At 46.3% G+C, this 20,733-nt stretch carries 20 protein-coding genes and 1 other RNA gene; 11 read left to right on the top strand and 10 right to left on the bottom strand.

Annotated elements, in window-relative coordinates; genetic code table 11:
• Positions 1–113: 113 nt before the first annotated feature.
• The 8 genes from ABD846_RS09355 (at position 114) to ABD846_RS09320 (ending at position 7,041) form a co-directional block, all read left to right on the top strand.
• Positions 114–1,061 carry a ribose-phosphate pyrophosphokinase gene (locus ABD846_RS09355; protein WP_344825716.1) on the top strand — a complete coding sequence of 316 codons (948 nt, stop codon included), beginning with the start codon at positions 114–116 and terminating at the stop codon, positions 1,059–1,061.
• A 170-nt stretch (positions 1,062–1,231) separates the two neighbouring features.
• Complete coding sequence (locus tag ABD846_RS09350; RefSeq protein WP_344825713.1) at positions 1,232–1,822, top strand: 50S ribosomal protein L25; 591 nt, start codon at positions 1,232–1,234, stop codon at positions 1,820–1,822.
• A gap of 294 nt (positions 1,823–2,116) precedes the next feature.
• Positions 2,117–2,719: a hypothetical protein gene (locus tag ABD846_RS09345; protein WP_344825710.1), complete on the top strand. Its 603-nt coding sequence runs from the start codon at positions 2,117–2,119 to the stop codon at positions 2,717–2,719.
• The gene (locus ABD846_RS09340; protein ID WP_344825707.1) at positions 2,716–3,708 is read left to right on the top strand and encodes a hypothetical protein; all 993 of its coding nucleotides are present in this window, start codon (positions 2,716–2,718) and stop codon (positions 3,706–3,708) included. The genes ABD846_RS09345 and ABD846_RS09340 overlap by 4 nt, the downstream gene beginning before the upstream one ends.
• 288 nt (positions 3,709–3,996) lie before the next feature.
• The gene (gene kwaA / locus ABD846_RS09335; protein WP_344825704.1) at positions 3,997–4,542 is read left to right on the top strand and encodes an anti-phage protein KwaA; all 546 of its coding nucleotides are present in this window, start codon (positions 3,997–3,999) and stop codon (positions 4,540–4,542) included.
• Complete coding sequence (kwaB, locus tag ABD846_RS09330) at positions 4,539–5,504, top strand: anti-phage protein KwaB (protein WP_344825702.1); 966 nt, start codon at positions 4,539–4,541, stop codon at positions 5,502–5,504. Before kwaA ends, kwaB begins: the two co-directional genes overlap by 4 nt.
• A gap of 292 nt (positions 5,505–5,796) precedes the next feature.
• The gene (locus tag ABD846_RS09325; protein ID WP_344825699.1) at positions 5,797–6,330 is read left to right on the top strand and encodes a dihydrofolate reductase family protein; all 534 of its coding nucleotides are present in this window, start codon (positions 5,797–5,799) and stop codon (positions 6,328–6,330) included.
• A 114-nt stretch (positions 6,331–6,444) separates the two neighbouring features.
• Positions 6,445–7,041: a hypothetical protein gene (locus ABD846_RS09320; protein ID WP_344825696.1), complete on the top strand. Its 597-nt coding sequence runs from the start codon at positions 6,445–6,447 to the stop codon at positions 7,039–7,041.
• A gap of 537 nt (positions 7,042–7,578) precedes the next feature.
• Here ABD846_RS09320 and queG read toward each other — a convergent pair.
• The 4 genes from queG to ABD846_RS09300 all read right to left on the bottom strand — a co-directional run bounded on the left by queG (position 7,579) and on the right by ABD846_RS09300 (position 10,361).
• On the bottom strand, positions 7,579–8,502 hold the full coding sequence (queG, locus tag ABD846_RS09315) for a tRNA epoxyqueuosine(34) reductase QueG (protein WP_344825693.1): 924 nt from the start codon (positions 8,500–8,502) through the stop codon (positions 7,579–7,581).
• Complete coding sequence (locus tag ABD846_RS09310; protein ID WP_344825690.1) at positions 8,502–9,113, bottom strand: IMPACT family protein; 612 nt, start codon at positions 9,111–9,113, stop codon at positions 8,502–8,504. The genes queG and ABD846_RS09310 overlap by 1 nt, the downstream gene beginning before the upstream one ends.
• 3 nt (positions 9,114–9,116) lie before the next feature.
• Entirely contained in the window at positions 9,117–10,133 is a 1,017-nt protein-coding gene (locus ABD846_RS09305) for an OmpA family protein (RefSeq protein ID WP_344825687.1), read from the bottom strand.
• Between the two features lie 93 nt (positions 10,134–10,226).
• Complete coding sequence (locus ABD846_RS09300; RefSeq protein WP_344825684.1) at positions 10,227–10,361, bottom strand: hypothetical protein; 135 nt, start codon at positions 10,359–10,361, stop codon at positions 10,227–10,229.
• Positions 10,362–10,547: 186 nt separating this feature from the next.
• On the opposite strand from ABD846_RS09300, the gene ABD846_RS09295 reads away from it, so the two are divergent.
• A complete protein-coding gene (locus ABD846_RS09295; RefSeq protein ID WP_344825681.1) occupies positions 10,548–11,960 on the top strand; it encodes an ArnT family glycosyltransferase in 1,413 nt (470 codons plus the stop codon).
• A 4-nt stretch (positions 11,961–11,964) separates the two neighbouring features.
• Here ABD846_RS09295 and ABD846_RS09290 read toward each other — a convergent pair whose 3' ends face one another.
• The 4 genes from ABD846_RS09290 to ABD846_RS09275 all read right to left on the bottom strand — a co-directional run bounded on the left by ABD846_RS09290 (position 11,965) and on the right by ABD846_RS09275 (position 16,248).
• Positions 11,965–13,053, bottom strand: coding sequence for an RluA family pseudouridine synthase (locus ABD846_RS09290; protein ID WP_344825678.1), 1,089 nt, complete (start codon positions 13,051–13,053; stop codon positions 11,965–11,967).
• Position 13,054: 1 nt separating this feature from the next.
• Positions 13,055–13,954, bottom strand: coding sequence for a MauE/DoxX family redox-associated membrane protein (locus tag ABD846_RS09285; RefSeq protein WP_344825675.1), 900 nt, complete (start codon positions 13,952–13,954; stop codon positions 13,055–13,057).
• Between the two features lie 49 nt (positions 13,955–14,003).
• Complete coding sequence (locus ABD846_RS09280) at positions 14,004–15,659, bottom strand: pyruvate dehydrogenase complex dihydrolipoamide acetyltransferase (protein ID WP_344825672.1); 1,656 nt, start codon at positions 15,657–15,659, stop codon at positions 14,004–14,006.
• Between the two features lie 97 nt (positions 15,660–15,756).
• On the bottom strand, positions 15,757–16,248 hold the full coding sequence (locus ABD846_RS09275; RefSeq protein ID WP_344825670.1) for a hypothetical protein: 492 nt from the start codon (positions 16,246–16,248) through the stop codon (positions 15,757–15,759).
• A 64-nt stretch (positions 16,249–16,312) separates the two neighbouring features.
• On the opposite strand from ABD846_RS09275, the gene ABD846_RS09270 reads away from it, so the two are divergent.
• Positions 16,313–17,296, top strand: coding sequence for a long-chain-fatty-acid--protein ligase (locus tag ABD846_RS09270; RefSeq protein ID WP_344825667.1), 984 nt, complete (start codon positions 16,313–16,315; stop codon positions 17,294–17,296).
• Positions 17,297–17,345: 49 nt separating this feature from the next.
• Here ABD846_RS09270 and ABD846_RS09265 read toward each other — a convergent pair whose 3' ends face one another.
• A complete protein-coding gene (locus ABD846_RS09265; protein ID WP_344825664.1) occupies positions 17,346–19,400 on the bottom strand; it encodes a T9SS type A sorting domain-containing protein in 2,055 nt (684 codons plus the stop codon).
• Between the two features lie 181 nt (positions 19,401–19,581).
• On the opposite strand from ABD846_RS09265, the gene ffs reads away from it, so the two are divergent.
• An RNA gene (ffs, locus tag ABD846_RS09260) (signal recognition particle sRNA small type) lies at positions 19,582–19,680 on the top strand.
• A 3-nt stretch (positions 19,681–19,683) separates the two neighbouring features.
• On the opposite strand, the gene ABD846_RS09255 is transcribed toward ffs, so the two are convergent.
• Positions 19,684–20,643: a hypothetical protein gene (locus ABD846_RS09255; RefSeq protein WP_344825661.1), complete on the bottom strand. Its 960-nt coding sequence runs from the start codon at positions 20,641–20,643 to the stop codon at positions 19,684–19,686.
• Positions 20,644–20,733 lie beyond the last annotated feature (90 nt).

Genomic DNA, 20,733 nt, shown 5'->3' with positions numbered 1-20,733 from the left:
TGAAGGGTTTACACGGATTATTTCCCGGAGGATACCGAAATTAATTGCGCAAACAATAGGTTTTTGCCGGATCATTTAATACTTTTGCACTCCCAAATTTCAAGGTTTCAGCAATGGATTCATCTGTAAAGATTTTCTCGGGTACAAGATCGCAATATCTGGCAGAACAGATTGCCAAGACATATGGCAAGCCCCTGGGACTCATAGACATTCCCAAGTTCAGCGATGGCGAGTTTCAACCCGTGTTTAAAGAAAGTATCCGCGGGGATTATGTTTTCCTGGTACAGTCTACTTTCGCTCCTGCCGACAACCTGATGGAGCTCCTGCTGATGATCGATGCTGCAAAGCGCGCTTCTGCCGGATACATCACTGCCGTAATTCCTTATTTCGGTTTTGCACGTCAGGATCGTAAAGACAAACCCCGTGTTTCCATTGCCTCTAAGCTCGTGGCCAACCTGCTCACTACAGCCGGTGCCGACCGCGTGATGACGATGGACCTGCACGCACCCCAGATCCAGGGATTCTTTGATATCCCGGTAGATCACCTGGATGCCTCCGCGATCTTCATTCCGTATATCGAGCAACTGAATATCGAGAACCTGACATTTGCGTCTCCGGACGTGGGAAGTACCAACCGTACACGCGAGGTGGCCCAGTATTTCGGGGCGGAAATGGTGATCTGCGACAAAGAGCGTAAACGCGCGAACGAAGTGGCTTCCATGACCGTTATCGGGGATGTTACCGGCCGCAACGTGGTATTGATCGACGATATCTGTGATACCGCAGGTACGCTGACCAAATCCGCAGCCATGCTGAAAGAGCGCGGCGCACTGAGCGTAACCGCTTTCTGTACCCACCCGGTACTGAGCGGAAAGGCTTATGAGAATATTGAAAATTCCGTACTGGAAAAACTGGTGGTATGTGATACGATTCCGCTGAAGCAGCCTTGTTCCAAGATCGAGGTGCTGCCTACAGCCAACCTGTTTGCCATTGCGATCCGCAATACTTTTGAAAATAAATCGATCAGTTCCTTATTTTTGCACAGCAAAAGAAAGGGCTAGTCGGAAACGATAGTTCAACAACTGTTCAACAACAAAACCTGTCCGTGCAACAGGAGCCATGCTCCGGGCACGACCCGAAAAAAGGGTACAAATTAACCGGTTTTCAAACTCCGATCTGTTAGACAGGCTTCCGGGGCGGGTTTGAGGATATTAAACACACACAAAGCTTTATGAAAAGCATTAAAATCGAAGGTCAGGTAAGGACCGATTTCGGAAAATCTGCAACGCGTGCACTGCGTTCTGAGGGAATGATCCCATGCGTTATCTACGGTGGAACAGAGACTGTTTCTTTCAGCGCTCCTGCTGCTTCATTCCGTCACCTGGTGTACACACCTGATTTCCAATTGGCAGAAATTTCTGTAAACGGAAAAACGTACCGCTGTATCATGAAAGATCTGCAGTTCGATGTAATCACTGATGCGCTGGCGCATATCGACTTCCTGGAGCTGGTGGAAGACAAAACAGTTGTTGCTAACCTGCCGCTGAAATACACAGGACAACCTGAAGGTGTAAAAGCGGGTGGACGTCTGGAACTGAAAATGAAATCCGTTCGTGTACGTACCCTGCCTAAATACCTGAAAGAGTATCTGGAAGTAAACATCAACGATCTGAAACTGAACGAGAACATGCGTGTTCAGGACATCGTTGCTGAGAACATGGAAATCATGAACTCTCCACGTATTCCGATCGCTTCCGTAGTAATGACACGTGCTCTGAAACAACAAGAGAACGCCGACGCTAAAGAAGGTAAAAAGAAATAAGCTCCGGCTTTTTCAAATAATACAACAAGAACCGTCTTCGAAAGAAGGCGGTTTTTTTGTGGCTTATACTGAGTGAATGGTGATTTTACTATCCTCTTCATTAGCAAAAGGAACAGAAAAATTTTATTAAATTGTTTTGTAAATTAAAAATAATATGCATTTTTGTGACGCTAACGGTTATTGGTAATAGAGAGGCTGAGGTGAATAGACATTTTATATTTTCAGAAATTCCCTCATTCGGCGATACCCGAAAGGTTACCTGATATATTGATAGACATTATAAATTTTAAGGCAATGAAAACTAACATCTATGAAGCTGAAATAAAAGATGAAAAAGACTTTGTCGAACTTGCATTATCTTTTGGAAAGCCTATGAAATCAAGACAACATGGTATCATTATTGACACTTTAATAGCAGTTGAATCTAACATTGTGGAAAAAGATTCACTCTCTAAAAGATATGGGCTTGAGGAATTTCCTATTCATACAGACTGTGCTTATTTGAAACTTCCTCCCAAATACATTTTACTGCGGTACGTGGGAAGTATTGAAAATCCAACTCCAACTGGTATAGTTCATTTTGACAAATCAAAACTTTCAGATGAAGAAATTGACTTTATTCAAAAAACAATATGGTTTGTAAAAAGTAAGGATATCGGCTTTTATTCTCCGATTTTAAAAGATAATATTTTAAGGTACGACAAGGAAGTAATGAAACTTGTAAATCCTAAGGAGGACAAAATGATTGATATTTTAGCCAAAATGGACAGAAGAGAAATTCAATGGTATAAAAACAAAGTCGTTGTTATTAATAATCACACACACTTACATTTTAGACCAAAAATAAAAATTGAAGAAAACAATAAAAGAATTTTACAACGAATAAACATAGTATGATAAATTCAGATTGGTCTTACGATTCATTGTTCGCAAAAGGGCAAGTATATATGGAGAGAGCTTTTCTTGCAGACCGTAATAGTTCTCTATTCCCGTTTTGGGCAAGTTTAGGCCTTGAGTTAATTGGGAGAGCCACATTATCTAAAATCCACCCGGCACTAATTTCCGATCCGAGAGAGGGGCACAATATTTTACACGCTTTCGGTTATGGTTCAAGTAAAGAACCTCCCAAAACAATTGGTGCAAAAACAATTTTTTTAAGATTACAAATCATCGTTCCCGGCTTCACTCAAATTGACGAAAAATTTTGTCAGTCCTTCATTAATATGCGCAATGAAGAACTCCATACAGGAACTCCTATATTTGAAGGCTATCCAACAAATTCTTGGTTAACTAGATTCTACAAGGCAATTAAGATACTTCTTCAATTTCAAGGCAAGACACTTGACGACTTTATCGGTAAAAAAGAGGCAGAAATTGCGGAGGAAATGATATCAGAATTTAAAGAAGAGCTAACTGCAAAAGTCAATGAAAAAATCAAAAAGTACAGAGATGTATTTAACGATTTAGACAAGAAAGACCAGGAATTAAAAATAGCAAGTTCTCCAAAACTTGTAAGTGAATTCGTTCTTAGTGAAAAATTATACGGAAATAGTAAAAAGGTAAAATGTCCTAGTTGCAACAATGATGCTTTACTGATAGGAAAGTTTATATCACAATCCGAGCCTAAAGTAAATTTCGATGTTATTACTGTAAGCAACAACATACTTCCGGTAGAATTAAGGTGTTTTTGTTGTGGAATAAAAATATCGGGAAATGGAGAACTTTCAATAGCTAATTTGGGCGGACAGTTTGCAATAGAAAGTGATGTTGATCCTGTTGACTATTACGGAATTGAATATGACCCAATTGACGAATTAAAAAGCAGAGGTTACAGTTTTGATGATCTTGTAAGTGACTTTCCAGACTTCGACTATGGTAACGATTAAGAATATGTTACATAACACGGTTTGGCATCATGCGGGTGACGCCTTAAATTCAAGCGTGGAAAACTGTTTGTGACAAGCCTCATTCGCGACACGCGAATTGATGTGTGTTGTAGTTTTTAGCGAACAGGTTAGTTTATACTTGAATTTAATGCCTGTTGGATGCGAATGTGAAGCTGATAAGGTTATCAGTGCTAACAATAAACGGTTGACAGCACTTGGGCACAAAACAGCAGTAAGCCCTGCAAGCGTAAGACCTAATATGCCGACTCTACAAGATACTTTAAAAATATGAAGAAAATCCAATTGTATATAGTTTCACTTTGGTTGCTCTTTTTCCTAGTGGCTATAAAAGAATTTGTATTGATATCTTGGCATTTCTCTGTGACATCAGAAAATATTAAATATTTTCTAGCTACTAATACAATCTCTTTAACAGCCTTTTTCTTATCACTTTTAGGACTGTTTTTCTACATGAGGTTTGCTTATGCATTAAAAGGTTCGACAAAATTGCCAAAAGAAATAAAGAAAATAGAGGACCAAAACTATGAACACCTCGCTTTTCTAACTACCTACATAATCCCATTTTTAAGGGTAAAATTAGAAGGAAAAGACTTACTGGTTACAATTCTCCTGCTAATAATTATAGGTGCAATTTTTGTCAAGACGAATTTGTTTTATAAAAATCCAACTTTGGCGTTGCTTGGTTATAAGCTTTATAAGGTTGATACAGAAAAAAGCAACGGACTAATTTTTATTTCGAGACAAAATTTAAAATTAGGCGACAAAGTCCACCATATTCTATTAAGCGATAACGTATATTTTGTAAAATTATGAATAGAGAACAACTGCTTACAAGGTTAACCTATTTTTTAGACCCTCAAAATGGTATTGGGGCGGCTTTATACTTCGTGCTTAACCAAGACGGTGAAACTATAATTCGTTTTGCCGACATTGAAGATGAAGCAAAACAAGAACTTAAAGAAAGATTTCTTGAGTATGTAACAGATAAGTTCATTAATAACGAAGAGCTTCATTATCAAAACATAAGTGATGCTGACGACAGAAAAAACGTTGTTTACAAATACGATATTGAAGAGAGACCTGAAGGCCTTAATATTCTTGATGATATCTTGTTGAATGAAGCTCAACCTTACTTTCGATTTAACCAAGACAGTTTTGCTGATTTACAAGGGTATATTATTACAATTGGTACTGAAGGAAATAAAATGGCTCTTTATAAAAAACACCACCCCGTCAATCTTTTAAAGCGGGACAGATTTTTATTAATTCCGAGTAACCAAAGGTTAGTAAAGCTTCAAGACGATGCAATAGCAATTGACCGAAGTTTTGATTTTATGCTAATTGACGATAACCTAATAGTATTAAAACTCAATATTCTTGAGCGTTTTTTTGGCTTTGAGGACGTTATTAGAAATCAAGCACAAAATACAATTGGGTTAATAGAAGCGAATGAGTTACTTGAAGACATAGAACAAATTAACGATATTGCTCAAAGCATGACAACAGCGAGAAAGCTTATGAAAATTCGCAATTCCCCAGTTTTAAATGTTCCGGTAATGAACGTAATTAATTTCATTCGCAATCACCCTGAACTAACAGGAAAGATTAATTTTAACTCAGCCGGGACTAAAATTAATCTTGATACAGGAGTTTCCAAAAGGCTGTTTTTAAAACTATTAAATGATGACTACCTATTTTCACAGCTAACTGAATTACAGTATGACAGTCATGCGAAGGACAAACTATTAGAAATAGGTAACCAAAACGAAAATTAGTTTATCACCGCGATACTCAGTTTGCCGTAGTTTGTTCTTCACGCCATTCGGCATAATCAGCTCGCCGTAGTTTATGCGAGCGCCGCACGTTGCTCTGATTGTTCTTTTTTGACTCCAAATTAATACATTCGTTGTGTTCCGGTCAGGAGACCGGGTGCCGCTCTGACGAAGTCATGAGACATTGCCTAACTTCCCTGAGCCGGGCGTTTATAAGGGCTAGTGCAGAACACTACGCCGATCGCGAATGAAGTTCTATAAAGTAAACCTGCAAAAAAGCGACCCTATATAATCAATGCGAAAAGTATCCATTTTCATTGCGATGAGCCTGGACGGTTACATTGCAAAACCTGACGACGATCTTAGTTTCTTAAAACTGGTCGAAAAAGAAGGCGAGGACTATGGCTACGCCGCATTTACAGAAACAATCGACACGTTAATTATTGGCAGAAAAACCTATGATTATGTGCTTAGGGAAATCGGTTCTTCTCATTATGACAACGGACAACGGGATATCTACGTCATTACCCGTACCGAAAGACCGAAGGCGGGCAGAACGATTTTTTATACAGGAGACATAGCCGCACTAGTCAAACGACTCAGGCAGGAAAAGGGAAAAAATATTTATTGTGACGGTGGGGCAGAAGTAATCAATGAGCTACTGAAACTTGATTTAATAGATGAGTTCATAATCTCGGTTATACCCGTTTTATTAGGCGGCGGAACAAAGCTTTTTAAAGATGGAAGACCTGAACACATCCTTGAATGTATCGAAGTCAAAACATTTCAAACGGGATTGGCACAGCTGCATTATAGGCGGAAAAAATAAAACCACCCCGCAGTAGTATGTACCTTTATAACCCGGCTCCGTACTAGTTTTGTGAACAATCGTTACAATAAGCTGTAACTTGTTTCGTTAAATCAAACGAATTCAACAGAGTCAATGGCAGGCTTACAACCTCACGAGAGAATTATCAGGAAAATCCAAAAGATCAAAGCCGCGCTGGCAGCTGATAAAAAACGCTGGGGTGGCTTTTACCGGGATGGCGGTGGACTCCGGTATGCACCTCCGGAGCTGTTTATACAAATGGGGGATTTTTCCGGCGGACTCAGATATTTGAATTGGTTTGCCAAAAATTTTCCCGACGACAGCGGCTATCCTGATTTTCTGTTTGAATGGACTTTTATTCTGTTCAAAACCGGTCTGCTCAAAGCGGCAGAAAAGAAAGCGTTCGAAACATTTACACGTAATACCTATTTGTTCGATCGTTTTTTCGACCGGCCGATTGTGCAGATCGATAAATGGGAACGCTCCAATCTGGAAATAGCAGCGTTTGCTACCGATCACTTTCATTACAATTCCGGACAGGAAAATATGTCCGATTTTTCCGGCTGGCTCGATCAGCTGCTCCGGAGTGAGCGATTCTCTGCACTGACAAACAGGTATATTACACTGTCTCAGCAATTGAAAGTCGAAAAAGAAAGGGAAGTCCGGCGAAAGCTGATAGATCAGATGTATCAACTGCTTGATGAAGTCTGATAAACGCCATCCGGTTTGAGCAGTCCGCCCTTTGATCATATAGCTTTCGCCCCCTCATATACGTAAAGTTTTATCCTGTACACCGAAGTGTTTAGGTTCCGGCACCAAATGTTTGGCTTGCGGACGTAAATTTTTAGGTAGGGATGCGTAAAAGTTTAGGTCCGTGACGTAAAAGTTTAGGTTCAGGACCGAAAAGTTTAGCTGTAAACACCAAACGTTCAGGTCGGCACACCCAAACTTTTAGGTTCAGGTGACAAACGTTTGGCATGCTGACGCAAACTTTTAGCCTGCGCCCGTAACAGGCTACGGCAAAGAACCCAAAGCTTCGCCGCCCCAACCCAAACGCTTAGGTACAATCGCTAAATGTTTGCGTTCATCACCTGAATTTTTGGGTTATCACACCCGAACGTTTGCCGGAAAGACGTAAAAGTTTGACCTGAATAAGTCTTGCGGCGAACCGGTTACGTCCGGAAAGTAAACCAGATAAGTATTAGATGGAAGCAGAATTGCTGTTATAACGTAAGCGGGACGTGTATGTTACTGCGCATCCAGGTTCCTTTTCATTCCTTTCCATTTCGGACGGATGATCGGTGAGTTTTTGAAAATGCGTTTGAACTCCTGTTCGCTGAGTGCCTGCCATTCGCGCAGCGATAAATGCAATACTTCCGGTATCGGCTCAAAATAAGGCTCCGTGTTGGGTTTCGAGAACCGGTTCCAGGGACATACATCCTGGCACACGTCGCATCCGAATGTCCAGCCGGCCATCTTATCCTGCAGTGCAGCGGGAATCACCTCGTCTTTCAGCTCGATCGTGAGGTAAGAGATGCATTTGTTGCTGTCCACAGCTCCGGGTGCAATGATCGCCTGGGTAGGGCAGTGATCCATGCAGCGGGTGCAGGTGCCGCAATGGTCGGTGCGGAACGGATGATCATAAGCGAGCTCCAGGTCGCAGACCAGCGTTGCGAGAAAGAAAAAGGAACCGCTTTGCCTGTTCAGCAAATTGGCGTTCTTGCCGATCCAGCCGATCCCGCTTTCCCGTGCCCAGGCACGTTCCAGCACCGGCGCGCTGTCTACAAAGCCGCGGCCTTCCACCGCTCCGATCTCCTGTTGTATATAAGCAAGCAAAGCATTCAGCTTCTCCCGGATCACATAATGATAATCCGTACCCCAGGCATACTTCGCGATACGCGGCGCTTCCGGGGATTGCTGCTCGGACGGATAATAGTTGAGCAATAGCGTGATGACGGATTTCGCGCCGGGAACCAGCCTGCGCGGATCGATGCGCATATCGAAGTAACGCTCCATGTACGCCATCTTTCCCTGGTGGCCTTTGTTGAGCCACTGTTCCAGCCGGCGTGCATCCTCCGTCAGCTCCTTCGCTTCGGCAATGCCGCATTGCAGGAAGCCCAGTCGTGCAGCCTCAGCTTTGATCAGTTGTGTATGGCGTTCGGCAGGTGTCATCAGCTAAGGGCTTTCACTTCCACACCTCTGATTTTTTCCAGCTGTGCGCTGCATGCATCGAAATGCTGTAACGGAATGGCGCAGGTGATCGTGCAAAACAGCTGCATATCCTGTGCCAGTATTTTTGCTTCATATTGCCGCAGCAGATACAATACTTCTCCCACTGACTGATAATCGGTGGAAACGCTTGCTTTGCGGCAGATCCATTCGGATAAGCGGGGAGCCAGCGCGAGCGCTTCTGCGGTGGCTGTTTTATATGCCTGAATTAAACCGGGGACGCCCAGCAGGGTGCCGCCGAAATAACGTACTACCACTACCAGTACATCGGTTAATCCTGCGCTGTCTATCTGACCCAGTATGGGTTTGCCTGCGGAACCGGAGGGCTCGCCATCGTCGCTGCTGCGGAATGATAATCCGTCGGTGCCCAGCCGGTAGGCAAAACAAAAATGGACTGCTTTGGGGTGTTCTTTGCGTAACGCTTCGAGGTGCTGCTTCACCTGCAGCACTTCGGTAACAGGGTAAGCATACGCGAGGAATTTGCTGCCCCTGTCTTTAAATAAAGATTCACTGCCTGCGGCAATGGTTGTAAATTTCCCTGCTTCTGACTTCATGCATTAATTTCTAAGCACACGTATCTCCACGCGTCGGTTGACCTGTGCGTCCTGTTCTGTTTTCTCAAAGGGAATGATCGGGCGGCGGCGCGCGAAGCCAATATACTCGAGCCTGTCTGCGGAGATGCCGTTTGCGATCAGGAATTCGTAGATATGGCGCGCCCGGTTTATGGATAAGCTGAGTTCATAAGTGTCTGTATCCATCGCATCGGAATCGCCGCGCACACAGCATACATGTCCCTCAATACGGATCGCGAGGTTGGGAAAGTTCTTCAGCGTGGCCAGCAGCTGCAGTACAATGGGTACACTTTCTTTGGTGATGATATGCCGCGTTGGCAGGAAGTAAATGTTCTGTACCCGCATCACGTCGTTGGGTTGCAGGTCGCCGAGCTTATTGAAGATACCGTTTTCTTTCACCTGTTCGGGAGTCAGCGGTTTTTGCGGTTTGCGTTTATAGGCGGTATTGCCGCCGGGCACCACATCTACTTCTTCTTCAAAGGGTTTTACCGGCACAAGTCGTGCTTCCTCGGTAAACTCCATTACTTTCATTCCCTTCTTTGGAGCAGACGCTGTAGTGTCTTTAGTTTGCGGCGGCGGCGCGTCGTTGCCCCTGCGGATGAAAACATCCACTCTCCGGTCTTCCGGAAAGCCTTCGGGAGAACGGTTTACATTCCTGCTCACCTGTCCGATGCCTTCACACACAAGGAACCGCGACCGGTCTACTTTATGGTCGATCAGGTATTGCTTTACATTTTCGGCACGGGTGATCGCGAGGTCCATATTGGAAGGCTCATAACCGAGATAATCGGCATATCCGTACACCAGCATAATGCGGTTGGATGCAAAGCGTGCAATGGAGTCGAGTTTCTTTGTCGCTGCGGTATCGAGGCGGGTGATATTGATCGGGAAGTATATTTTCACCGTGTCATACCCCTTTTGGGCCCTGAGCTGCAATGCAGTTACCAGGAGCAGGCAAGTGGATAGTATGGATAGGATACGTTGCAACAGGGATACAGTCAATCTTACAAAGTTAAAAAAGAAGCGGGGATAACAAAAGACCCGGATTGAAAAGGTACAGCTGTTATCCCCGCAAAATGCCGTTATACTGACGGATTATCTGCTGGGTCCGCGCGGCGCTTGTCCACGGTATTTCGGATGGGGCAGCGAATTTTTCGCACAACTGCTCATCAGCACGGATACCGCACCCACTGCGACAACTGCGATCAATATGAGTTTGTTTATTTTCATAAGAGATGTTTGTTTGCTTCAGACCATAAAGATAATTTTTTTATCTAAAAACAAGAACGATACCGGTTCTTTTACCTGGAGTTTGTCTTTTTTGATGGTATATTGGCCTGATTTTTCAATAGATCACCACCAATCAACACTATTATTAAAAAGTATTACGCTTCCTGTAAGCTGAAAGGGACGACTATGTCCCTTCTGGCAATTATGCTGTTATGCTCCGCCGTGCTCCGGTATATCACCGCAAGCGACGGTTTCCTGCATTGCTGGGATGAACGTTATCATGCGCTGGTGGCGAAACACCTGATCGAGCACCCGTTGCGGCCTGCCTTATACGACAATCCGCTGTTGCCTTACAGTATACGCAACTGGCCGGCAAACCATATCTGGCTGCATAAACAGCCGCTTTCTTTATGGCTGATCGCCGGCAGCATACGCTTGTTCGGACTGACAGAAATTGCCGTACGCATTCCCTCCCTGTTGTTGTCGGGCTTCGGTATCCTGTTGTGTTTCGGACTTGGCCGTCGTTTGTTCAATGAGCGTGTCGGACTTATCACCGCTTTTTTGTATGCCGTCAATGGATTATTGCTGGATTTGTCTTCGGGACGTATCGCTACAGACCATCCGGACGTATGTCTTTCTTTTTTTGTGCTTGCCGCTGTGTATTGCGGTGTGCGGGCGTTGTCTGCAGAAGGCGGAAAAGCTATGCTGGCCTTCGCAGCTATGGGGATACTGACTGGGGCTGCATTGCTCTCCAAATGGTTACCCGGACTTATTGTTTACCCGGTTGTAGCGATGATCGCAATGGACAAGCGCTACGGGTTACCTAAGAAGCAACTCGCGGCCGGTCTGCTTGTTGCATTTGTGCTTACATTGCTTGTTTTTCTGCCCTGGCAATGGTATATCCGGCATACGTTCCCGCTGGAATCGGCCTGGGAGTCGCGGTACAACTATCTGCATTTCTTTGAAGCTTTGGAAGGGCAGGGTGAGCCCTGGTATTATTTTATCAACCGGATACGGATAGACTACGGAGAACTGATCTACCTGCCTTTGCTCTATTTTATGGTCCGCGGTGTTCGCAGTAAAGATGTTACCGTAGGCGGATTGTTGTGCTGGATAGGTATTCCGCTGATCATTTTTTCAGTAGCTGCCACTAAAATGGTAGGCTACCTGTTTGTGGCCGCGCCCGCATTTTTCCTGCTTACAGCCGCATTCACGGACCTCTTGTTACAAAAGTCGTTGCTGCGATCTCTGAACTGGCTCCGTGTGCTGTTGCTGGTCGCTTTTTTTGTGATCCCGGTACGCTATTGCCTGGAACGGGCAAAGCTGTTCCAACATAACGATACGCAGCCACAATGGGCGAAGGATATTAAATCGTGGCAACCCGGTGCAGATCCGAAAGTTGTACTGCTGGGTTATAAGGCATCGATAGAGGCAATGTTTTACCACAATTGCATTGCGTACGATTACCTGCCCTCCAACGAAGAGATAGTCGCTTTGCAACAGAAGGGGTATAAGATCTTTGTAGCGGGGGAATGGCCGGACCGGATCTCAATGCTGCGCAATATCGGTGCTTACAAAGGGGTGTTACCTCCGTACTGACGGATCAGGCGTTATCGAGTTTATCGCGCAACTGGCTGGTCATTCCGCCCGTGTAGCTGCGCCATTTTTCGATCACTGATTGCATGTCGTCCGGTATCTCTGAATTAAAATGTATATACTCGCCGGTGCGCGGATGAACAAATCCCAGTTCCTTCGCATGCAGCGCGTGGCGCGGTATCAGGCGGAAACAATTCTCCACAAACTGCTTGTATTTGGTGAATACCGTTCCTTTTACGATGTAGTCGCCGCCATAGGTCGCGTCGTTGAAAAGAGGGTGGCCTATGTGTTTCATATGGACCCGGATCTGGTGCGTACGGCCTGTCTCCAGGCGCAGTTCCAGCATCGTCACATAATTGAATCGTTCCAGTACTTTATAATGTGTGATAGCTTCTTTTCCGTGATCGCCGTCGGGATAGGCCGCCATGATTTTCCGGAAGCGCTGGTGCCTTCCGATATGTGCTTCCACCGTACCTTCTTCCTCCTCAAAGTTGCCCCAGGCCAGTGCCACGTAACGGCGGTAAACGGTATGCTTTTTAAACTGAGCCGCTATTTTGCTCATCGCCTCTTCCGTTTTCGCAACCACAAGCAGTCCGCTCGTGTCCTTGTCAATACGGTGTACAAGGCCTACGCGCGGCAGCTCTTCACTTTCTTCTTTTTTCAGATAGAAAGCGATGCCGTTCACGAGTGTGCCTCGGGGGTTGCCGCAGCCGGGATGCACCACCATGCCTACTTTTTTATTGATGATCAGCAGATCTTCATCTTCGTAGACGATATCCAGCGGTATATCTTCGGGAACGATCTCGAAATGTTCCGCGGGGCGGGTTTCGAATAAAATGATCTCTTCTCCCGGGCGTATCTTATGATTCGATTTTACCGGTTTGCCATTTACCAGTACAAACTCGTCGTCGATTGCCTGTTGTATTTTATTGCGGGTGGCACCTTCAATTCGGTTCTGCAGGAACTTGTCTATACGAACGGGCTCCTGGCCTTTATTTACAATAAACTGCTCGCGGATCACCTTCTCCGCCGCATCTTCCGACAATTCCCCGTCGCCATCCTCCAGGTCTTCTATTTCTTCGTCTTCGTAGCGCATGTTATTTGTCCCAGTTTTTGATAAGTGAGGTGTTCAGTTGTACGTAAGTGATCTTGCGTTCCCGGATACCGTTGTTGATCCAGAAGATATTCGGCACATACGATCCGGCCATTTTTTTAAAGGCTTTGCCATCCTCGATCACGAAGTGCGGTACCTTGTTTGCTTTCGTGTCCTTAAAGAAGTCCGCAGTATCCGGCTTGTCTCCGTACAGGATCATCATTACGGGAAGGGTGCTGTCCTCGTCGAACATTGATTTGAAAATACGTGCAGCGTTTCTGCAATGCGGACAGCCAAGGCTCATAAATGCGATCATATGCTTGCCTTTTCTCAGCTCAACGGACGGTTTGTCTGCGGCATTTTTGTACAAGGCATCGATATTTACGGCTGTGGGCTTCTGTTCGTATGGAACAAAAACATAGGGTAGTGCAAAGGAAGCTGCGAGCACGATTACGGCCACCAGTCCGCCGAAACGGTACGTTTTCAGAGTGTATATTCGTTGCAGCAGATAGGTCCAGGCCATCAGCAGGATATTCTTCCCGATGCTGACTGCCGGAGACATCGGCAACGTATCGCCGAAGCATCCGCAATCGACATTGTTTCCTTTTGTTGCGAGGATGATCAGCAGATACACCGTCATCACCGAAAGGAACAATTGCGTCAGCTTATAGGCAAATGATCTCAGGTACAGATGCGCGATCAGCATCAGTGCCAGGGCAAACTCGAAACCGATAAAGAAACGTGCAAGGAAGAAGGAAAAGCCTGCCGGCAGGCCCATATCCATAAACGTCCATTCGAAAGGCTCGATGGAGATAAATTTAGTCAGGGCAGAGAAGATAAACACTCCTCCGAGCAGCAGCAACAGGATAAAGCCTGTGACGTTTCTGAAAGTAAGGCGGCTCATGGGGTATTACATAAAAAGAAAGAGCCCGCAGGCTCTTTCCGGTATTTTATCAGGCCAGCATAGTGACCGGGTTCTCAATATATGTTTTCAGTGTTTGCAGGAAGCGGGCACCCACAGCTCCGTCCACCACACGGTGATCACAGCTGAGCGTGAGTTTCAGTATCTGGCGTACCACCACGTTGTTGTTTTCCACAACCGGGGTAGGGACGATATTACCCACAGCAAGGATACAACTGTCCGGCGGATTGATGATCGCCGTAAACTCATCGATGCCCATCATGCCGAGGTTGGAGATCGTGAACGTATTGCCGCTGAACTCCTGCGGCTGCAGTTTCTTGTTGCGTGCTTTGTCGTACAGTACAGATGCGCTGGATGCGATCTGCGTGAGCGACAACTGATCTGCGAATTTGATCACCGGTACGATCAGTCCTTCTTCCACAGCAATGGCGCTGCCGATGCTAATGTGGTGGTTTGCACGGATGAAGTCGCCCATCCAGGAGCTGTTCACTTCCGGATGTTTGCGCAGCGCCATCGCACAGGCTTTGATGATAAAGTCGTTGAAAGAAACTTTTTGTCCGCCCAGATCGTTGATCTGCTTGCGGGCTTCCATCGCTTTGTCCATTATCACTGAAATTTTCAGGTAGAAATGGGGAGCGGTGTACATGCTTTCAGACAGGCGTTTTGCGATCACCTTGCGCATTTGCGAAAGTGGTGTGTCGGTAAACGATTCCTGGCCGGCAACGCTTACCGTTGCGGCAGCAGTACCTGTAGCAGCAGCAGGTGCCGTTGCGGCAGCCTGTTGCGGTCTATAATTATCAAGGTCACGTTTTACGATACGTCCGCCGTCTCCGGAACCATGCAAAGCACGCAGGTCTATTCCCTTATCCTGAGCGATTTTGCGCGCCAGCGGAGAGATTTTGATGCGGTCATCGCCATCCTGTGCGGATGGGGCGGCAGCTTGCGGAGTAGTTGCAGGTGCTGTAGCAGGACTTGCGGCAGCGGCAGGAGCCGGATTTGTCGGAGCTGTATTGGCAGCAGCAGGAGCCGGGGCATTCAAAATGCCGGAAATATCTGTTCCGGGTTTGCCCACGATTGCAATAATGTCGTTCACTTTTGCGGCAGAACCGGCAGGAACGCCGATATGCAACAGGGTACCATCGGCATAGCCCATCACCTCCATTGTTGCTTTGTCTGTTTCTACCTCAGCCAGTACATCGTCACTTTTTACCACGTCACCTTCTTTTTTGTTCCAGGTAACGATCTTTCCTTCGGTCATCGTATCACTGAGCAATGGCATACGCACTACTGTTACGCCTGCCGGGATCTCGGCAGGGGCAGCGGCTTTCGGCGCTTCCGCCTGAGGAGCAGCTGGTGCAGTAGCGGGCGCAGGAGCCGGAGCAGCAGCAGGCTCATTACCTGCAGGAGCCGCAGCCGGAGCTGATTGCAGCAGGGATTGATAGTCTTCACCGGGCTTACCGATGATCGCGATAATATCGTTCACCTTAGCCGCTTTTCCTTTTTCGACACCTATATAAAGAAGTGTTCCGCTTACAAAAGGCATCACCTCCATGGTGGCCTTATCTGTTTCTACGTCAGCCAGCACATCGTCGGACTTTACTGAGTCACCGACCTTTTTGTGCCATTCCGCTATAACGCCTTCTTTCATCGTATCGCTCAGCAGAGGCATGCGAATCACTTCAGCCATAAAAATAGTTTATTGTTCAGAGGTTTGAATGAGTAATTTGAAGTTCCAAAAATAGTAAATCCGCGCTTATTTCTAAGTGTTTTTCGGGAAACACCCATCAGGGTGCCTGCAAATAGATTGGCGGTGTTTTCAGATGATTGCTCTGATTGCCCGCAGCATCCATAATATAGTATTCATACACCACGGTATCCCTTAACGGATGGTCGGGACGGAGTTCCAGTCCGGCTGCAGGAATATACAGGTTGCAGGAGCCGGATATAGCAGAACCCGCAGTCACATACTGGGTGATATCCTGCGGGAAAAAAAAGCTGAGGTTGTATTGCTCATCGCGACTGTCGATCAGGTACACATCTTTATTCCCGGAAGTGACCGGAACACCAAGGTTGCCGTCACCGTCTTTAAACGTGAACGAAAGCAATATCTGGTCGGTGCTGGGCGCTTTTATGCTGTCGGCACTCAATCCCGTAAAAGTAATTTCCGGAATATTGCTCCATTGTTCCTTTTTGGGAGCACAGGCAGACAGCAGCAATGTTCCTGCCGTAAGCAGTATACCCACAGGCATCAGAAATGTACGCAACAGCTTCGTCATCGGCGCAATCTTTTTTTTTGTTGTTTTGCAATAGTTTTCCGCATCAAAAATAACCCAAAATACAATGTCGAACGATAAGCAACTGATAAATAGGATAGAGACAGTAAAAGCGGGAGAGTTTGATGCGCTGGCCATGGACATGTACCGTTTCCAGGCTTCGGAATTACCTGTTTACCGCGACTTTCACCAGGCGCTGCGCCGTTCGCCGGAAGACGTGCAGCATATTGCTGATATTCCTTTTTTACCTATATCTTTTTTTAAGTCGCACCGGGTTGCGGGCACTGCAGAAAGTGCTTTTGTTTTTGAAAGCAGCGGTACCACCGGGATGACGCCCAGCCGTCATTTTGTTGCGGATATTTCCCTGTATGGCCGCTATGCGCTGGAAGGTTTCCGGAAATTCTACGGAGATCCTTCTGAGTGGACGATACTCGCTTTACTGCCTTCGTACCTGGAGCGCGGAAACTCTTCCCTCGTATATATGGTGCAAATGCTGATGGAAGAAAGCGGTAAGCGGGAAAATGGCTTTTACCTGCATCAGTTTGCCGAACTCGCAGACACCTTGCGCAGGCTCTCTGCAGAAGGTCGTAAGGTGCTGTTGTTTGGTGTCACCTTCGCGTTGCTGGATTTTGCCGAACAGTTTCCTATGTCGCTGAAAGGGTGCACCCTTATAGAAACCGGTGGTATGAAGGGGCGCAAAGAAGAGTGGACCCGCCAGCAGGTGTATGCTTTTCTGCATGAGTGCTGGCCGGATGTGAACATTCATTCTGAATACGGCATGACGGAATTGCTTTCCCAGGCGTATGCCGTGGAACCGGGGATCTATCATCCGACCCGACTGATGAAGGCATTGGTCCGCGATATCAACGATCCTCTGCAGAGCAGCAATAGCGGTGCGGGTGTGCTCAATATCATAGACCTGGCCAATCTGTACTCCTGCTCATTCATTGCCACCGAAGACATCGGCAGGGTATATGACGACGGTACTTTTAAAGTGCTGGGCCGGTTAGACTTCGCCGCTTTGCGCGGCTGCAGTCTGTTGGCGCTGTAACTGTTCCGGATAAAAGAACGGGGCTGAAATTTCAGCCCCGTTCCTGTCGTTATTCGATCATCAGTTTTTTTGTGAACTGCTGCCCTTCTTTGCTGAAGTGCAAGAGGTAAAAGCCGGAAGGTAACTGCTGTTGCACAGATCCCTGGCTCATCGTAAAATCTTTCACTGTCTGCCCGAGCGTATTCACGATTGTGATCCTTGCTCCCTGCAGTGCGGTACCTCCTTCAATTGTGAAAATGCCGTGACTCGGGTTAGGATAAACAGAAACGCTGGCAGCAAGTGCCGATTCCCGGATGTTGTTGTATTTGGGTACCCCTGTTACGGTCATACAGCTGGTGGTATCCCGGCAGATGCCATTGTCGATAATCACCGCATAGTCTCCGTCTCCGATAGCAATGTAGCTGCGGCCTGTCGCTCCCGGGAGGATTGATTTGTCGGAGCAGCGGATCCACTGATACGTACATTTCGTAGCAGCCGCAGTAAATGTTACTCCGCTCAGAGATACGTTGGTGTCGAGTGCCGGACTGATGAATACCTCGATGTGTACAACCGAATCACAATTTGTAGCGCTTGGTATCACCTGATTGTAAATGCCCGTGTGTGTGTATTTCACACCTGCAAACACAAAACTGTCGCAGGTGCTTGTTTTTATGGTGTCGAAGCTCGCAATACAGGTGTTCAGTTTGTTGTTGAACATATTGCTGAGGCTGACAGATCCGTTTTCAATACTTGTGTTCAGGCCAGGATCGAAATCTACGGTGTCGCGGTAAACGCCTGTTCCGTACACGGATGCCGATTCGTGAACGAAAAAGCCGTTCAGCGAATCGTTTTGTTTGCCGCCATATGTTTTTGCCCATATAATATTCCCGGAAGTATCGAATCGGTTCGTGAAAATGTCGAATCCGCCATTACTTGTGAAGGACTGAACGGAATCGCCCGGATCCAGATCCTGCGTGCCCGTGAACATGCCCGCCAGATAAGCGTGGTAGCCGGGATCCGTACCGGTGCCGGTGCCGAGGGTCGTCTGTCCGGTTGCGCCGACGGTCTTCACCCATTTAAACCTGAAAGCGGAATCCAGGCATAATAAGAATGCATCCCTCACGCCTTTTGCTTCCACAAAATGTTCGGCGGTATCACTTGGGTTGAAATCCACATCGCTTTCAAAGTCACCGGCGATATAGATATTTTCATTGCGGTCAAAAGCAATGCTCCGCACGATATCGTTGCCGCCGCCTCCGATAGTTGCCGAGCGTACGTAGATGCCATTTTCATCCAACTGGGAAAGGAAGATGTCCTGTCCGCCGGAAAAAGGTACTTTGGTAACAGCAGCCCCCGGATTGATATCCATTTCTTTGGCGTAGGTTCCGGCGAGGAAGCTGTGTCCTCTCATATTCATGATCGAGGCACGGAGCGTATCGTCATTTGTGCTTCCGAAGGAGCGCGCCCAGGAGAACAGGCCCATTTCATTCCATTTCATATAGAATACATCGGAACCTCCCACAGGATTTATATTGTACGTACTTACGGATGGATTCACATCCAGCAGACGTCGGAATGTTCCTCCCTGATATACATTACCGGGTGGGTCTGCTGCAATACTGTTGTAGGTTTCCGGATCAAGAGAGCCGATACGGTAACCCCACATTACCATACCGTCGTTCGTGTACTTAGCGGTAAAGAGATCGTCTGGTCCGGTTGTATTGAGCGTATAGTTCGCTATTGTCGGGTCAATATCCATCAATCCGTTGAAAACGCCGTTTATGAACACGTGTCCTGCGTCATTTACATGAATGTCGGTTCCCCAATCATCACTTAAGCTGCCGAAACTGATCGCCCACAGCATCATTCCTCCCGGGTCGTACTTGGCGATGAATGCATCTTTGTTACCGATTGCAACCCTGTTGAATACGCCCGGTCCCGGCATGAAGTCGGCGGTGCCTTTAAAATAACCCGTCACATAGATAAAGCCCGGCATATCGACGGCGATATCCGTCGGATGGATATCGGCATTGGAGTACAGGCTGCGTACCCATTCCAGTTTATGGGATTGAGCCTTAGCTCCCAGGCTGCATAAAAGCAGTAAAGAGCATAGAAGTTTTTTCATTTGTTGTTTGTTTAAAGGTGAACACGGAATGATAAATATATGCCTGTTTTTCTTAAGATGCAAGCCTGTACCGACGTTTAGGGGGATAAAAAAAGCACCTGCATTGCTGCAGGTGCTGATTGCTAATTAATTGTCGAAGTTTTTTTGTTTATTATCGCAAAGCGTTTACTTTTGCAACCGCTGGCGAGTCTTATACGACCAGCTCCTGCTGACCCCCCCAGGACAGGAATGTAGCAAGGGTAGGCGGTTGTAGCGGTGCGATGTAAGTAACTCGTCAGTTTTTTTATTGTTTCAAGCGGTCTCTCATTTTATCTATACCGCCCACTTCCTTCGGTTTTTTACAGTTAAACAGGTAGCCCACTTTCACACCGGCTCCTAATGTTACGCCTGTACTTCCTCTTCCAAACCGCGTGTATCCGAAATTTGAATAGGGTACCACATCGTCTGAAACATACGTCGCAGGGCCATTCACCTCATTCTGTACTTTCATTTGCTGAGAACGGTAATTGTCAATTCCGAGTCCTGCCATTCCATACACATCAATTGCGATCGTATTATCCAGAATCCACTGTTTACCAAACGCAATCGCGATATGGGAAGTTACCACTCCTTTGCGCACGAGGCTGTAACTGCCTGTTGTGTAGTCGGTGGTTACAAAGTTTTTCTGATAATATCCGATAGAAACGCTTGGTTTGATGTAGCTGCCCTGCAGAATATGCATCATTTTTCTGTTGGCCAGTTCAAAATCAGGCATTTTCAGTACTTTATAACCAACACCAACCGAAAAGCCCCGCTGGTTCATATTGGAATTCTGGTAGCTGGTGTAACTGTTGTAATACGTGCGGTTTTTGCCGAGGCCGATAATCGTTCCCTGGAATTCGATGCTGCGGCCGGGTTTAATCGATTTCTCCAGATACAGGTCGGTATAACCCAAGGCAGGGGAGAACAGGCCTGCTTTCACAGCCCATTTTTTCTGTCCTTTATAATAGCTGAAATCGTTGAGCGGATCTGTAAAGTATTGGGTACGACCGCTTTTGAATACGATTTTTTCCACATCGTTGCGCGGGACGGCGATCACGAGCTGTTCGGCATCGGATGGCGTGTATTTGATTTCTGTAGTACCGATTTCACGAACGGTACAGCTGATGGGTTCCTTCTGATTCTTCAGGTAAATCTTCTCCTGCGCTGACGCGGACAGGGACATACCCGAAACAAACAATAGAAAAGCGAACAAATATTTCATAGGGAACTACTTTGCTTTTATGGTAAACGAAGTTAAAACGGTTTTATTTTGCATTACTGTAAAATAAATTATCATTTTGTTATGAGACGC

The organism is Rurimicrobium arvi (assembly GCF_039540495.1).
GTDB lineage: Bacteria > Bacteroidota > Bacteroidia > Chitinophagales > Chitinophagaceae > Rurimicrobium > Rurimicrobium arvi.
Note: the sequence above shows the minus strand (reverse complement) of the source record. Positions and strands in the feature narration are given on the sequence as shown.